This is a genomic window from Streptomyces sp. NPDC048197 (genome assembly GCF_043202395.1).
GTDB classification, from domain to species: domain Bacteria; phylum Actinomycetota; class Actinomycetes; order Streptomycetales; family Streptomycetaceae; genus Streptomyces; species Streptomyces siderophoricus.
Genome location: NZ_JBIDAJ010000006.1, coordinates 169,103 through 183,137 on the forward strand (window position 1 = coordinate 169,103; position 14,035 = coordinate 183,137).

The 14,035-nt window shown below is 73.4% G+C and carries 13 protein-coding genes and 1 pseudogene; 4 read left to right on the forward strand and 10 right to left on the reverse strand.

The window, feature by feature from the left end:
* Positions 1–37 precede the first annotated feature (37 nt).
* Together ACGF4C_RS11150 and ACGF4C_RS11155 are read right to left on the reverse strand one after the other, a co-directional pair.
* On the reverse strand, positions 38–826 hold the full coding sequence (locus ACGF4C_RS11150; RefSeq protein WP_393565233.1) for a maleylpyruvate isomerase family mycothiol-dependent enzyme: 789 nt from the start codon (positions 824–826) through the stop codon (positions 38–40).
* Positions 827–924: 98 nt separating this feature from the next.
* Positions 925–1,188 (reverse strand): annotated as a pseudogene (locus tag ACGF4C_RS11155) (IS982 family transposase); the annotation flags it as partial.
* Positions 1,189–1,258: 70 nt separating this feature from the next.
* Here ACGF4C_RS11155 and ACGF4C_RS11160 point away from each other — a divergent pair.
* Positions 1,259–1,648, forward strand: a complete 390-nt coding sequence (locus ACGF4C_RS11160; RefSeq protein ID WP_393565235.1) for a hypothetical protein — start codon at positions 1,259–1,261, stop codon at positions 1,646–1,648.
* Between the two features lie 115 nt (positions 1,649–1,763).
* Here ACGF4C_RS11160 and ACGF4C_RS11165 read toward each other — a convergent pair whose 3' ends face one another.
* Complete coding sequence (locus ACGF4C_RS11165; protein ID WP_393565236.1) at positions 1,764–3,026, reverse strand: MFS transporter; 1,263 nt, start codon at positions 3,024–3,026, stop codon at positions 1,764–1,766.
* Positions 3,027–3,043: 17 nt separating this feature from the next.
* Between ACGF4C_RS11165 and ACGF4C_RS11170 the strand changes: the two genes are divergently transcribed.
* On the forward strand, positions 3,044–4,264 hold the full coding sequence (locus ACGF4C_RS11170) for an ROK family protein (RefSeq protein WP_393565238.1): 1,221 nt from the start codon (positions 3,044–3,046) through the stop codon (positions 4,262–4,264).
* Positions 4,265–4,733: 469 nt separating this feature from the next.
* Here ACGF4C_RS11170 and ACGF4C_RS11175 read toward each other — a convergent pair whose 3' ends face one another.
* From ACGF4C_RS11175 to ACGF4C_RS11185, 3 genes are all read right to left on the reverse strand, one after another.
* Positions 4,734–5,666, reverse strand: coding sequence for a phosphotriesterase (locus ACGF4C_RS11175; RefSeq protein WP_393565240.1), 933 nt, complete (start codon positions 5,664–5,666; stop codon positions 4,734–4,736).
* Complete coding sequence (locus ACGF4C_RS11180; protein ID WP_393565242.1) at positions 5,663–6,256, reverse strand: DUF4865 family protein; 594 nt, start codon at positions 6,254–6,256, stop codon at positions 5,663–5,665. The genes ACGF4C_RS11175 and ACGF4C_RS11180 overlap by 4 nt, the downstream gene beginning before the upstream one ends.
* A 162-nt stretch (positions 6,257–6,418) precedes the next feature.
* Positions 6,419–7,069 (reverse strand): TetR family transcriptional regulator C-terminal domain-containing protein, encoded by a 651-nt coding sequence (locus tag ACGF4C_RS11185; RefSeq protein ID WP_393565244.1) that lies wholly within the window; start codon positions 7,067–7,069, stop codon positions 6,419–6,421.
* Positions 7,070–7,354: 285 nt separating this feature from the next.
* Here ACGF4C_RS11185 and ACGF4C_RS11190 point away from each other — a divergent pair, with 285 nt between their 5' ends.
* Positions 7,355–7,693 (forward strand): SHOCT domain-containing protein, encoded by a 339-nt coding sequence (locus ACGF4C_RS11190; RefSeq protein WP_393565245.1) that lies wholly within the window; start codon positions 7,355–7,357, stop codon positions 7,691–7,693.
* A 299-nt stretch (positions 7,694–7,992) separates the two neighbouring features.
* Here the strand turns inward: ACGF4C_RS11190 and ACGF4C_RS11195 are convergent, their stop codons facing one another.
* Complete coding sequence (locus ACGF4C_RS11195; RefSeq protein ID WP_393565247.1) at positions 7,993–8,511, reverse strand: ATP-binding protein; 519 nt, start codon at positions 8,509–8,511, stop codon at positions 7,993–7,995.
* A 175-nt stretch (positions 8,512–8,686) separates the two neighbouring features.
* A complete protein-coding gene (locus ACGF4C_RS11200) occupies positions 8,687–8,974 on the reverse strand; it encodes a hypothetical protein (protein WP_030416707.1) in 288 nt (95 codons plus the stop codon).
* A gap of 414 nt (positions 8,975–9,388) precedes the next feature.
* On the opposite strand from ACGF4C_RS11200, the gene ACGF4C_RS11205 reads away from it, so the two are divergent.
* Positions 9,389–10,486, forward strand: a complete 1,098-nt coding sequence (locus tag ACGF4C_RS11205; protein ID WP_310723878.1) for a PLP-dependent cysteine synthase family protein — start codon at positions 9,389–9,391, stop codon at positions 10,484–10,486.
* A gap of 200 nt (positions 10,487–10,686) precedes the next feature.
* On the opposite strand, the gene ACGF4C_RS11210 is transcribed toward ACGF4C_RS11205, so the two are convergent.
* Together ACGF4C_RS11210 and ACGF4C_RS11215 are read right to left on the reverse strand one after the other, a co-directional pair.
* Complete coding sequence (locus ACGF4C_RS11210; protein WP_393565249.1) at positions 10,687–11,160, reverse strand: SRPBCC family protein; 474 nt, start codon at positions 11,158–11,160, stop codon at positions 10,687–10,689.
* Between the two features lie 248 nt (positions 11,161–11,408).
* Positions 11,409–12,254: a DeoR/GlpR family DNA-binding transcription regulator gene (locus tag ACGF4C_RS11215; RefSeq protein WP_393565251.1), complete on the reverse strand. Its 846-nt coding sequence runs from the start codon at positions 12,252–12,254 to the stop codon at positions 11,409–11,411.
* Positions 12,255–14,035: the final 1,781 nt, after the last annotated feature.

A 14,035-nucleotide genomic window follows, 5' to 3' on the forward strand; every position in this document is an offset into this window, starting at 1 on the left:
CCCGTTCCCCCTTCAGGCATACCGTCCCGCTCCCCGCTCAGATGCCCCCCTTCGCACGCCACAGCTCGGCCAGGGCCTGCTCGCCCGTGACCGTGAGGGCGTCCCACGGCAGGCGGTTCCACAGGGCGAGGTACAGCTCTTCGGCGGGGCCCTCGATCGTGCAGTCGGCGGGCTTGACGTCGGCCGGCGGCTGGTCCACCGGGGTGCCGGGAGTCGGGCCCGGGGTTGGTGTTGTACGGATCGCGCGCGGCGGGGCGTCGGAGAGGTGCACGGTCCAGTCGGCGCCGGGCACGTCCGTCGCGCGCACCCGGACGGTCCGCGGTATGTCCGTGCGCAGCTTGCTGCGCTCGAGGGAGTGCAGGCCCGCGAGGAGTTCGTCGACCCCGTCGGCGGCGAAGGCGGACGGCAGGGGCGTGAGCGAGGCGGCTGCCGCCTGCTGGGCGTCGACGCGGTGCACCGAAGTCTCGTGGGCCTGTCGGCGGGCCCAGAACGCCAACGGGGAGTCCGTCGGCAGGATCGTCCAGGCCGTCAGGTCCCGCGGGGCGCCGTGCAGCGCCAGGACGAGCTGGTGGTGGCCCTCGCGGAGCCAGGGCACGAGTTCGTCGTCGGTCAGATCCGGTGCCTCCGCGGGCCGGACGGGCTGCTGCAGCCCCTGCACCACGATCTCCGTCGACCAGCGGTGGACCCGCCCCACATGGACGACCAGGTCCCGCATCCGCCACTCGGGGCAGGCCGGAATGGCCGCGTCCGGGCCGGCTTCCTGGGCGGCGTCGGCGAGCAGGCCGCCGTCCAGACGCAGCGTTTCGACGAACTCAGTGATCTCCATGCCCACGAGTGTGCCAGCCGCCACTGACAACGGACCGCCGCGGGTCCACCACCCCCGAGCAGCCAGGAGGGCGTGCGGACTCGAGGCGTGGACCGCATGCGCAGCCGCTTGTTGTAGCCGGGCTGCTGGGGCAGGTTGGGGAAGAGGCGGCGCAGGTGGGCACGGGCATGGCGGAGCCATGTGGCCTCGGAGGTGTAGCCGAGTATGGCCTGCATCGTGGGGAGAGTGACCAGTTCGGCATCGCTCAGGCGGGGCGTGATGTCGACCGGCGGGCGCCACGGCGCCAGGTCGGGATGCTCCTTCAGCATGTCGTCGGTCGTTGCATAGAGTGCTGTCGCGAGGGTGTCCACGTCGTTCGTCACAAAACGATCTTGGACACCCTCGTTCTCGTCTCGGCAGGCACCCCTTGGACCACACCACCAGGAGGAACCAGTGTCACACCCGCAACTGCTCACCCCCGAGGAGAAGCTCGCCGACGCGAAGAAGCTGTTGAGCCTCCCGCCTATCGTCGTGATCTGCGGCTCCACCCGCTTCATGAGCGAGATGAACGAGGCCGATCTGCGGGAGACCAAAGCTGGAAAGATCGTCGTCAAACCGGGCTGTGACATGAAGTCGCCGCACGAACTCTGGTCCGATCCTGTCAAGGCCGAGGCGCTGAAGCTTCGACTCGACGATCTGCACCGGGCGAAGATCCGGCTCGCTGATGAGGTGCTCGTAGTCGGCGACTACATCGGAGACAGCACCCGAGCCGAAATCACCTACGCCCGGTCGCTGGGCAAGCCCGTGCGGTTCACGCACCCCGAAGTCGACCCTGACGCCTGATCGCCCGCTGCCACCTCGACGACCAGGGCCGGCAGCCCGCCGCCTGACCGTCTCGCGGTGGCTTCGGCCGCCGCCCACCCCGCACCCTCCGGAGGCATCCCTCGGAATTGATCATCTAGCGGCCCGCGTGGTGCGCCCGTCGCGTCGCGTAGGCAATCCCCGCCGCGACCGCGGCGAGCAGGGCGACCGTCGTGAGGGCGACCGGTAGCGTGCTGGTCTCGGCGAGGAACCCGATGGCGGGCGGGCCGAGCAGCATGCCGCCGTAGCCGACCGTGGAGGCCACCGCGACCCCGTCGGACCCGCCGGCCTCACCGGCCCGGGCGATGGCGATCGGGAAGATGTTGGCGAGCCCGATACCGGCGACGGCGAAACCGAGGCAGGCCGCCCAGGCGGTGGGGGCGAGCGCGCCGAGCAGCATGCCCGCGGCCGCCGTCGTACCGCCCGCGATCAGCGACCGGGCGGCCCCGAACCGCTGCACCACCGCGGTCCCCGACAGCCGCCCCGCGGTCATCGCCAGCGCGAACACCGCATAGCCGGCCGCCGCGAGCCCCGGCCCGGCGGACAGGTCCTGGGAGAGGTGCAGCGCACCCCAGTCGGCCATCGCGCCCTCCCCGTAGGCGGTGCAGAGCGCGATCAGTCCGAAGACGAGGACGAGACGGCGCCCGTGGGACGGGCCGGCGTTCTGCGGGCGGTCCGCGGACGCCGGCAGCCGCTCGGGGACGACGGGGGCCGGGTGGGTGTGCAGGACGCGCCCCGCAACGGCCGTCACCAGCAGGCCGATCACGGCGAGCAGCAGCAGGTGCACGGTGGGGGTGAGGCGGCCCGCGATCACGCCTCCCAGGCCCGCACCGAGCATGCCGCCCAGGCTGAAGGCCGCGTGGAAGCTCGGCATCACGGGGCGGCGCAGCGCCTCGATCAGGTCGACGGCGGCACTGTTCATCGCGACGTTGAGCGAACCGTAGGCAGCGCCGAAGACCAGCAGGACGAGCCCCAGAGCGGTCGCCGAGTGGGTGAGCGGCGGGAGCACGATGCTCAGCGCCATGGCGGCCCCGGAGGCGGTCGTCACGGCATGGCTGCCGAACTGGCGGCACAGGCGCCCGGTCAGCATCATGAAGGCGACCGCGCCCGCCGACACGCCGAGCAGGGCGAGTCCGAGCGCACCGGCGCCGGCGCCGGTCTGCTGCTTGATCGCGGGGATCCGCACCACCCAGCCGGCGAACAGGAAGCCGTCCATGGCGAAGAACGCCGTGAGGGCGAGCCGGAGTCGGGTCAGGGCGGTGCGGGACGGATCGGAGGGGGACGGGGTCAGGTGTCGATCGGCGGGGGCGGGGCCGTGGTGCTTCCTCCAGGCCCACCGTATTTTGTTTAGCGTCGGCACAAAGTCAGAATAGGGGGGTGACCCAGATTCGGACAACCAGGCTGGAGCGGGGCCGTGGCGCCCTCGGACCCGCACTGGAGCTCGTACACACCGGACGCGCGCCCACCCGTGCCGTGCTGACCTCGGAACTCGGCGTGACCCGCGCGACCGCGGGCGCGGTGGCCGCCGAGCTCGAAGCGCTCGGATTGATCTCCGTCGACTCCCGGCCGACCGCCTCGGCCGGTTCCCAAGGGCGCCCGTCCCACCGGCTGTTCGTCAACGAGAACGGCCCGGTGGTGCTCGCCGCACAGATCCACGCCGACGGGTACCGGGTCGCCCTGGTCGGCCTCGGCGGGCGCATCGTGGCGACGACGAGCGGCTGCGGCACCATCCCTGCCGATCCGGCCCTCGTCCTCGCCGAGGCCGTCGCCGCAGGCTCGGAACTGCTGCGCGAGACCGGGCGGCGCTGCCTGGGCGCCGGGTTGGCGGTGCCGTCCGCCGTCGCGGAACCGGATGGCGAGGCCCTCAACCCGCTGCACCTCGCCTGGCCTTCGGGCGCGCCGGTACGCGCCCTCTTCCTCCGGGCGCTCGCCGATGCCGGCATCCCCGGGGTCACCGAGGCGATCGGTTTCACCGGCAACGACGTCAACCTCATGGCGCTCGCCGAACACCGGCACGGCGCCGGCCGGGGCGCCCGTGACCTGCTCTGCGTGGCCTCCGGCCACCGGGGCGTCGGCGGCGCGCTGGTGCTCGACGGGCGGCTGCACAGCGGCAGTTCGGGGCTGGCGCTGGAGGTCGGCCATCTGACGGTCAACCCCGAGGGCGCACCCTGCCACTGCGGCAGCCGCGGCTGCCTGGACGTCGAGGCCGACCCGCTGGCCTTCCTGGTCGCGGCCGGCCGTGAACCGGGCCCCGAGGTCTCGCTGCTCCGGCAGGCCGCCGACCTGCTCCGGGACGAGTACGCCGACCCGGGCGTACGCGCCGCCGCCGATCTCCTCGTCGACCGGCTCGGCCTCGGGATCGCCGGGCTCGTCAACATCCTCAACCCCGACCGCATCATCCTCGGCGGAGTGCACCGCTCCCTGTTGGAGGCCGACCCGGAGCGGCTGCGCGCGGTGGTCGCCGACCGCAGCCTGTGGGGCCGCAGCGGCGGCGTACCGATCCTGCCGTGCAGCCTCGACTACAACAGCCTGGTGGGCGCGGCGGAACTGGCCTGGCAGCCGGTGCTGGACGATCCGCTGGTGGTGCTGGAGCGGTAGCGACGGCATCGCAGTGGTCGCGTTCCCGGCAACGGTCGAGGTTCCCGGCAACGGCCGAGAGCCTCGCAACGATCGCCTGTTTCCCCGCAACCGCCGCCTGTTTCCCCGCAACGGTCGCCGGTTTCCTCGCAACGGTCGCGAGCCCAGCAGCGTTGGTGATTTTTCGCAGCGCTGGCGATCTTCGCAGCGGTCGCGGGGCCGGAACGATCGCGCCGGCCGCGGCCCGGAAGTGGACCATTACACCCGCCCACCCCCCGAAGGGGGGTGGGCGGCGGGGAAAAATGAGGCGGTGGGAAAAAGCGGAGGCAAAGCGGCGGAAAAGCAGCGGAGAGGTGGAGGGGCGGCAGAGGGGCGGCAGAGGGGCGGCGGAGAGGCGGCGGAGAGGCGGCGGAGAAGAATGCGGCCCGCGCCGCAAACTAGGCCGCGGAGGCCGTCACCCGCCCCCCCAATCCGCCCCCTACTCCGCCCCTCACTTCGCTCCCCGCCCCGCCCCCCACTCCGCCGCGAACGCCCGCGCCGGGTTGTCCGTCAGGAAGCGGGTCACCAGGTCGGCTCCCAGGGCGAGTTCGAGCCGGGCCCGGAGGCGGCGGAGCAGGTGCGGCATGCCGGGGCCGCCGTCGACCGAGCGCGCGGCGGCCGTCGTGGTGTCCCCGCCGAGCAGGATCCGGTCACCGAAGCCCGCCTCCGCCAGCGCGGCCAGCGCCTCGGGCAGCCGCCAGTCCGTCGCGTGGTTGGCCCGCGACGGCCCGTCGAAGGCCAGATACGCGCCCGCCTCCGCGGCCGCCCGGTGGACCGCGAGATCGGGTGACCGGTTGAGGTGCCCGAGGATCACCCGGTCCGGCGACACCGCCAACTCGCCACAGAGGAGCTCCAGTACGTCCAGCGCCCCGGTGCCCAGCTCCAGATGGACCCCGATGGCCGCCCCCGTGGCCCGCTGGGCCTCGGCGGCCGCGGCCAGGGTGTAACGGGCGTGCGGGTCCAGCCCGTGGAACCCGCCGGCCACCTTGATCATCCCGGCCCGCGTCCCGGTGCCGCCGATACCCTCGGTCAGCTCGGTGACGAACAGGTCGGCCAGACCCGGACGAACGCGTTCCACGGTCCCGGGAGCGTAGTGCGCCGCCTGATGCAGCCCGGTGGCGGCGACCACGGTGACCCCCGACTCCCGTGCCAGCCGAGGCAGTTCGGCGGCGCCCCGGCCCATGCCGTACGGCGTCCACTGGATCACCGCGGCGCCGCCGGCCGCCCGGAACGCGGCCAGTTCCGCGGCCGCGGCACCGGCGTCGGCCAGCTCCTGCCCCGGCAGTTGGGGGCTGCGCAGGAACAGGTGGTCGTGCGCGTTGCACACGCCGAGGTCGGCGGGCGAGATGTCGCCCAGGACCGTACGGATCGTCGGCCCGGTCACCACTGCCGCCCCGCACCGAGCCCGGCGATGCCCGGAGCGGACAGATGCAGCACCTGATAGCGGTCGCCTGCGGACGGCGGAACGTCCGCCGTGGCGTCCGCCCAGAGGGTGAAGCGGATCAGTTCCCAGTGCCGTGGGTCGAGCGCCACCACGGCGCTGTGCACACCGTCCGACAAGGCCAGTTCCTCCTGTTCGGCGGCCGCCTCCGCCACTACGGTGGCCAGGTCGGCGCCCTCGGGGAGGGCCTCGACCCGCCGTGTGTACGCGCGGGGAACGGCACCGGCCGACGGGCCGGGCCGGTGGAAGAGCCCCCGCCAGTGCTGGACGACCGGCCGCCCGAAGTCCCGCACCACACCGCGGAACCCGTCGCCCAGCAGGAAGCGGTTCATCGCCTCCGGGTCCGCCCAGAGGTAGAACGGCGCGTACTGGTTGACCGGCGAGCCGTCCACACCCCGCTCCCGCATCCCGTACGCCTTGAGGCCGAGCCCCTCGTAGGCGTCCAGAAGGTGGCCCTTGGACCGCACCCGCTCCCGGATGATCCCCATGTCGTAGTCGGCGGGCAGGGTGATGGCGTATTGCATGGCGTGCATCGGGTCTCCGAAGTCTCAATACGGGCGGACGGGCGGCCGGTCGGACGGCCCGTCGGACGGGCAGGCGGGCGAACGGTCGGAGGGATAGGCGTGCGAACGGTCGGACGGAGGGTCGGCCGGCCGGTCGGAGGGGCGGGCGGAGGGACGGACGGCGGCGGCGTGTCACCGGCCGTCGGTGGCCGGGGCGGGGCCGGGGGCGCTCCCGGTGGCCTGGGCCGCGAGCAGGGCCAGGACGCCGCGTACGGCCGCGTCGAACGGCGCCGGGTCGTCGGCCGCCCGGGCCAGCACGTATCCGCCCTGGACGACGGCCGCGACGGTGGCGGCGGTGGCTTCCGGATCGAGCCCGGCCGCCAGTTCGCCGCGGCGCACTCCCTCGGTGAGGACCTCGGCGATCCGTTCCTGCAGCCAGCCGAACATCTCGTCCAACGGGGCCCGCAGTTCGGCGCTCTGCACCACGTCGCGGTCCTGCGTCATCCGCCCGATCGGGCAGCCGCGCAGCACCCGCCGCTCGCGCAGCAGATAGGCGGCCACCCGGTCGTACGCCGTACCGGGAGCGGCCAGGCACTCCTCGGCGGCCGCCCTCATGTCCTCGGCGGTCCGCCGGATGGCCGCCAGGGCGAGGTCGGACTTGCCGGAGAAGTGGTGGTACATGCTGCCCTGCCCGACACCGGCCCGCTCCAGGATCGCCTTCGGGCTGGTGCCGACGTAGCCGCGCTCCCAGAGGAGCTCCTGAGTGCTGCGCACCAGCCGCTCCTGCGCGCCGAGCCGTGGCTGCGCTGCCGGAGGGGCGGGCGGGTGCTGCTGAGTGCTCATGATCAGGACTGTACATACCAGTAGTTACAGAAATCAAGAGAGGCTGTGCCTGTGCCTGTGCCGGTGGCGGTGGCGGTGGCGGTGGCGGTGGCTATGGCCTTGGCTACGGCTTGCAGGGCGAGGGGCCGACGAAGCAGCCCGCTCGCCCCCCGTGTACTCCCCGCGTGGTACCGGCGAAGCCGCTGGCCGTACGACGACGGACGGGCCTCGGGGGACCAGGCTCGGAAGGGCAACGACACCCGTCCCGCAAGGACGGCGTCCCGTCCTCCCAAGGAGCTGATTGCGATGTTCGAGCTGGCCCAACCCTGGTCCGGTGGCGGCCCCGGCCCCTGGATCCTCTTCGTCCCGTTCCTCTGGGCGCTGGCGATCTTCGGCGTGGTCACGCTGCTGCGCCGAACGATCTGGCGCCACGGCGGACCCGGTCCGCGGTTCGCCGGCGGCCCGCGCTCCGCCGCCCGTACGGGCCGCACCGCCGGCCCCTCCGGTGCGGACGTCCCCTCCCCGATCGCCGTACTGGGGCGTCGATTTGCGGCGGGCGAGATCGACGAGGAGGAGTACTGGCGCCGGCTGTCCGTCCTGGAGGAGCACTTCGCCACCGGCGGCCCCAAGGGCGGCGCGGCGTAGTCGGCTGCGGCATCTTCGTCGCCTCTGTCCGCGGCGGCCGGCGGGCGGCGGTCGGTGACGGTGGCCCGGTGGTCAGCGGTCCGGTGGCCCGGCGCCCGGCGGCTTCCTCGGCTGGGTGCCGTACGGGCCGCCGGCCGTGAGCGGAGTGCCGTTTCCGCGTATCTGCCCTACCTCCAGGCCAGTTGGCGCCTGTCGCCCTGTCGCCCTGTCGCCCTGTCGCCCTGTCGCCCTGTCGCCCTGTCGGGTCGGTGGGGGTCGGCGGGGTGCGGCGGGATCGGCCGGATCGGTCGCCCGCCGGGTCAGCCGACCCGGGCACCCCGTACGCCGCTCCGGGGCGCGGTCTCGGCGGGCGTGCGGGCGGGGGCGCCGTCCAGCGGCAACGGGTCCCAACGGGAGCGGACCGTGCGGGCCTCCCCGGGCGCGGCGGTCAGGGCCGGAAGGGTGAACCACACGACCTTTCCGCCGCCCTCCGGGCGCATCCCCCAGCTCTCGCTGAGCGCCGCGATCAGCGCCAGGCCGCGACCGCAGGTCTCCCAGTTGCCGGCGGTCCGGATCCGAGGCAGCCGGGGGTCGTCGTCGTGCACGGAGACCGTCAACTCGCCGATGAGCAGGCACAGTTCGACGGTGCAGCGTTTGCTGGGGCTCGCGTGCCGGTGGACGTTGGCGAGGAGTTCGGTCACCCCGAGCGTCACGGGGTCTATCAGGGCGTCGAGATGCCAGCGCCGCAGCTGGGCGGAAACGATTCTTCGCACATGTCCGATGCGTGCCGGAACGGCGTGGAGCTCCACCGTGCAGTGCCTGCTGGGCTGCGTGATCACGACCGCGACTCCCTGATGAGGCCGGGCGCCCCCCCGTTCCTGGCAGGGCGAAGATCGGATCCAGCGATGCCCGCTGCACCACAGCGTCACCGCTGGTGAACCCTCAGTGATACGAGTCCAGGGTCAGTCAGACGGTGCGCTCCCGCAACCGCACCTCACCGGTCGCGCCGGTGGGTCAGGAACGCGGCGGGCGGGCCGTTTCCAGGGCCTTGAAGAAAAGTTCCGGGGTGTCGAGGGTGAGCGAATAGCGGTGGCCGTTGAGGGTGGCCAGCGCCCGGTCCCGCGCCGCGAACAGCGGTTTGTGGGCCTCGACCGACCGCAACGGGGCGCTGTCGATCTCCGTGCCGTAACTGGTCAGCAGGACCAGTCGGCCGTCGCTGATGACCACCTGTCCGGCGCGGGTCAGCGACCGCAGCGAGCGCTCGATCCGTACGCCGGTCGCGGTGAACTCCGGCTCCGCCATGGCCGGCACCTCCTCGGTGAGACGGGCGGATCCCCTCCACCGCCCCTTGTGGGAAGTTTGCCGGGAGGGCGCCCGGCGCACCAGTGCCGCAGGTCACCGGTCAGGGGCACGGCCCCTCGGGCGCGCCGGTCGCGGCGGTCCGACGCTCGCCGGATGCCGCCCTCCCGGTCTCCCGCACCGGGTAACGCCGCCGGCGATCCCGCCGGAAACTGCGCCGCAAGAGGCCCGCCCCAGGGCTGCCTTGGGGTCTCTCAAAGCGATGTTTATGCAGGTGAGAAGGGTGCGACCGATGGCTATAGTCGGAAACAGGCCCGCCGTCGTGCGCGGGCTCGCAACCGTCTGAGGAGTGTGCCGGTGAGTACCGCACAGCAGCCCACGAGCCGGCCCGGCGACACGGTCGCGGCCGGGGCCCCGATGCCGACCGTCGACGTCGACCGCTCGGATCCGGACTACCGGGACTGGCTGAAAGAAGCCGTACGCAAGGTCCAGGCGGACGCCAACCGAACCGCCGACACCCACCTCCTGCGCTTCCCGCTGCCCGAGGAGTGGGGCATCGACCTCTACCTCAAGGACGAGTCGACGCACCCCACCGGCAGCCTCAAGCACCGGCTGGCCCGATCGTTGTTCCTCTACGGCCTGTGCAATGGCTGGATCCGGCCGGGCAAGCCCGTCATCGAGGCGTCCAGCGGCTCCACGGCGGTCTCCGAGGCGTACTTCGCCAAGCTGATCGGCGTCCCCTTCATCGCGGTCATGCCGGCCACGACCAGCCGCGAGAAGACCCGGCTGATCGAGTTCCACGGCGGCCGCTGCCACCTCGTCCAGGACCCGCGGACGGTCTACGAGGTCTCCGCCCGCCTCGCGGCCGAGTCCGGCGGCCACTACATGGACCAGTTCACCTACGCCGAACGGGCCACCGACTGGCGCGGCAACAACAACATCGCCGAGTCGATCTACCAGCAGCTGCGGCTGGAGCGGTACCCGGAACCGGCCTGGATCGTGGCCACCGCGGGCACCGGCGGCACCTCCGCGACCATCGCCCGCTACGTCCACTACATGCAGTACGACACCCGGATCTGCGTCCCCGACCCGGAGAACTCCTGCTTCTTCGACGGCTGGCTCACCGGCGACGCCAAAACGGACTGCGCCACCGCCTCCCGGATCGAGGGCATCGGCCGGCCGCGGATGGAGCCGAGCTTCGTGCCCGGCGCGATAGACCGCATGATGAAGGTCCCGGACGCGGCCAGCATCGCCGCCGTACGCGCCCTGGAGGCGGCGATCGGCCGCAAGGCGGGCGGCTCGACCGGGACGGGGCTGTGGAGCGCCCTGAGGATCGTCGCGGAGATGGTCGCCGAGGGCCGTACGGGATCCGTCGTCACCCTCCTCTGCGACCCCGGCGACCGCTACCTCGACAAGTACTACTCCGACGACTGGCTGGCCGCGCAGGGCCTGGACATCACGCCCTATGCCCGCACGCTCGACGAGTTCCTGGCCACGGGGCGCTGGCCCTGCTGAGCCCGCGGGGGCTCGCCTCCTGAGCCCGCGTGCGATTGCCTCCTGAGCCCGCTTCGGGGCGAGGGGGGACCCGGGGCGGCGGGGGTGACGGGCTGCGGGGGCGACGGGCTGACGGGGGCGACGGGGGGTGGCATGCGGCGGCATGTGGCCGGCCGGAGGGGCGCGGCGCCGACATGGTTTGGCTTCGGGGCCGACGTCAGCTACGGGCGGGCCAGGCGGTGGTCCAGCGCCCGTGCCGACTCCCGGAAGGCCCGGCCCAGTCCTGGCCTGGCCAGCGCCACCACCCAGCGGAACGGTGCCGGGCCGTCCGCCGCGAACGTCCACCGCAGTCGGGTACCACTGCCCGCCGGTGTCAGCCGCCAGTCCTCCAACAGGGCGCGCAGCCCAGGGGTGTTGGTGGTGTCGACCCGGTAGGCGTAGTGCACGTCCGGCTCGGCCGCCAGCACCGTCTCGGCGAAACGGGTACCTCCCGCGAGCCGTACCTCGCGGCCCCGGCCGTCGTGCGTCGACGACGCCCACGCCACCCCCGTGAACCAGGATGACCACCCGGCCACGTCGTCCGCGAGCGCCGCATAGACCGCCTGGGGCGGCGCGGCGACCTCTCCGGAGAACACCAGCCGCAGCGGCGCGGACTCGACGAAATCCAGCTCGACGGCGCGAAGTCGGCGTGCCATGGACGAGCACCCCCTGGGGGACGGGAGGGAACGGGCCGGGACGGAATGGGAGGGAAACCCGCTAGGCGGCGGGGCAGCGGGGCGGGGCGGCTCCGGTGGACGAGGCCACGGGAGCGCACACCGTACCTGACGCCCCATCAGGTGACCAGCCCTTCACGGTCCAGGCGGGCGCCGCAGCCGTCAGACGTCTCCGCCCCCCGCCTGTCCGCCCGTCCGTCCTTCGGCCCGTCCTCATCCGCCGCCGGCCGTCAGAGGTCTCCGTCCTCCGGGAGCTCGCCCGCCACCACCAGCTCCGGCGGCAGCTCCGCGAACTCGGCCCGGGCTTCCGCGGACAGCCCCGAGTCCGTCACCAGCACATCGACCTCGTCCAGCGTCGCGAACGAACTCAGCCCGACCGTGCCCCACTTGGTGTGGTCGGCGACCACCACCACCCGCCGCGCGGACCGGACGAAATGCCGGTTGGTCTCCGCTTCCGCCAGATTCGGCGTCGACAGCCCGGCTTCCACCGATATGCCGTGCACCCCGAGGAACAGGACGTCGAAATGGAGCGAGCGGATCGCGGCATCGGCGACCGGCCCCACGAGCGTGTCCGACGGCGTACGCACCCCGCCCGTCAGCACGACCGTCGCGGCCCCCGCACGGGGCGCCGCACCGCCGCTGGCCGCCGCCCGCTGGGCGGTGTAGAACACATCGGCCACCCGGACCGAATTCGTCACCACCGTCAGATCCGGCACCTCCAGCAGCTGCTGCGCCAGCGCGAAGGCGGTCGTGCCGCCCGCGAGCGCGATCGCGCTGCCGGGCGCCGCCATCTGAGCCGCCGCCTTGGCGATGTCCTCCTTGGCGCTCAGCTCCAGCCCGGACTTCGCCTCGAACCCGGGCTCATGGGCGCTCGGCTCGCTGACCGGCACCGCGCCGCCGTGCACCTTCTCCACCATGCCCTGGCGGGCCAGCGCGTCGAGATCGCGACGGACCGTCATGTCGGACACGCTCAGCTTGCGGGTGAGTTCATTGACCCGCACCCCGCCGCGTCGCCTGACCTCGTCGAGAATCAGGGCCCGCCGCTGCTCCGCGAGGAGGTTCTGGTTGTCGCTCACCCCACCCGTCCCTTCCGCCCGGCTCGCCACGTCGGGTCGTACGCGCCGGCTCCCGCCTGCGATCACTGATGCCCTCATCCTCGCACGAGGCACTGACACCGCAGCCGTCCCGACGAACACCGCCGAAGCCGAGGCGACCGGCGACGCCCCGTGGAGGCTTCTCTGCGCCTCCGGTTCGCCCGCCTTACCTTTGTCGCGCCCGCTGCCCCGCCGCCCCTGCTTGCCGCGCCTGGCCGGTCCTGGCGGCCCCGCCCGGCCGGCTCCTGGCGCCGCTGCATCTGGCCTCCCGCCGCCTGCCGGGCCCGCTGGCCTGCCGGGGCCCTGTCGGCTTGCCGGGGGCCCTGCCGCGCCTGGCCGCCTCCCGGAGTCCCCGGCTGCCGCTGCCCGGTTGCCTCCCGGCGCCCTGTCTGCTGCTCTTCGAGGACTTTGCAGGTACTGGCGCCTGCCGAATGTCCCTCCCGGGGCCGTGTATTCGCCGCGCCTCGGCGCCCCTCTTCCCGGAGCCCGGTACGTTGCCGCGCCTCGGCGACCGCCCGTCGTGGGGCCCTGTACGTCGCTGCGCTTCGGCGACCGTCCTCCCGGAGCTCTGCGCGCCCCGGGTGCGCGCCGACCGTCCCCCCGGGGCCGTGTGCGTCCTGGCGACCGTCCCCTCCGGGGCCCGGTGCGTACCGGCAGCCGCCGACCGTCCCGCCCGGCCCCTGTGCGCCCCGGCGCCTGTCGGCCGTCCTCCCGGAGTCCTGTGCGTCCCGGCGCCTGCTGACGGCGCCTCCCAGGGCCCTGTGCGTCCCGCTCCGCGGGCCACCCCTCCCGCCACCCCGCCCGCGCGGCGCCTCGGCCCGTCGCCTGCCTCAACCCCCACTCAACGGCCGGCTCCCGCACTGCCGCGCCTCCAGCCGCCTTTCGGCGCTTTCCCCGCCTGCAGGCGCTTCCCCGCGTTTCGGCGCTTCCCCGCCGGCCGGCGCTTCCCCCGCCCCCTCCCCCTCTCCCCCTTCGGGGGAGGGGGCGGGGGGTGGGTTCGGGGGGGGATGGGCGCCGCGCGCGAAGCGCACCCGCGGGCGGCACCCGCGGGCGGCACCCGCGGGCGGCACCCGCGGGCGGCACCCGCGGGCGGCACCCGCGGGCACCCAGGGCCCCGGAGCCCCCGGAATCCCTGGAACCCCTGGAACTCCCGGAACTCCCGGAACCCCCGGAACTCCCGGAACCCCCGGAACCCCCGGGGCACTCGCTCAAGTCGCCTCCGCCCCACGCGGCATGGCGTGGATGAGACGTCAGCGGGCCGCCGTGCCGGTCCGTGTCTCAGTTCGGGTGGATGGGTCCCCGCCGGAAAGGGACAATCCTTGGTGCGTCGCATCACGTTCGCGGGCGTACCAAGGGGCTCAAGCCCGGACCAAGGGCCAAGCCCGCACCAAGACCAACACAGCACGAAGCCAACGCAGCACGAAGACAACCCACTACGAAAACGATGCAGCACCAAGACCAAGTGCCGCACCCCACAACAGGCGCCCCACACAGCCACCACCCACACCACGCCGCAACCACGTCACAACCACACCGCACGCGCACCGCGCCCAGCCGCCCCGCCGCCGCGCGGCCGCGCCACACCGACACACACCGACACACACCGAAAACGGGGGACACCAGTGGAGACCGCAAAACCCACACCGGCCGACCCACTCGAACAACATCCACCGGCCGACCCGCTCGAACACCACCCGTCAACCACCCGTCCCCCAGCGCAAGTTGACCACCCCACAGACGCCTCCCAGCCCCAGCCCCAGCGC

Excerpts from the sequence above, each read along its gene's own strand:
- ACGF4C_RS11205 (WP_310723878.1), top strand. The coding sequence starts at position 9,389 with ATGCCGACCGTCGACGTCGACCGCTCGGATCCGGACTACCGGGACTGG.
- ACGF4C_RS11190 (WP_393565245.1), top strand. The coding sequence starts at position 7,355 with ATGTTCGAGCTGGCCCAACCCTGGTCCGGTGGCGGCCCCGGCCCCTGG.
- ACGF4C_RS11180 (WP_393565242.1), bottom strand. The coding sequence starts at position 6,256 with ATGCACGCCATGCAATACGCCATCACCCTGCCCGCCGACTACGACATG.
- ACGF4C_RS11150 (WP_393565233.1), bottom strand. The coding sequence starts at position 826 with ATGGAGATCACTGAGTTCGTCGAAACGCTGCGTCTGGACGGCGGCCTG.
- ACGF4C_RS11200 (WP_030416707.1), bottom strand. The coding sequence starts at position 8,974 with ATGGCGGAGCCGGAGTTCACCGCGACCGGCGTACGGATCGAGCGCTCG.
- ACGF4C_RS11185 (WP_393565244.1), bottom strand. The coding sequence starts at position 7,069 with ATGAGCACTCAGCAGCACCCGCCCGCCCCTCCGGCAGCGCAGCCACGG.
- ACGF4C_RS11210 (WP_393565249.1), bottom strand. The coding sequence starts at position 11,160 with ATGGCACGCCGACTTCGCGCCGTCGAGCTGGATTTCGTCGAGTCCGCG.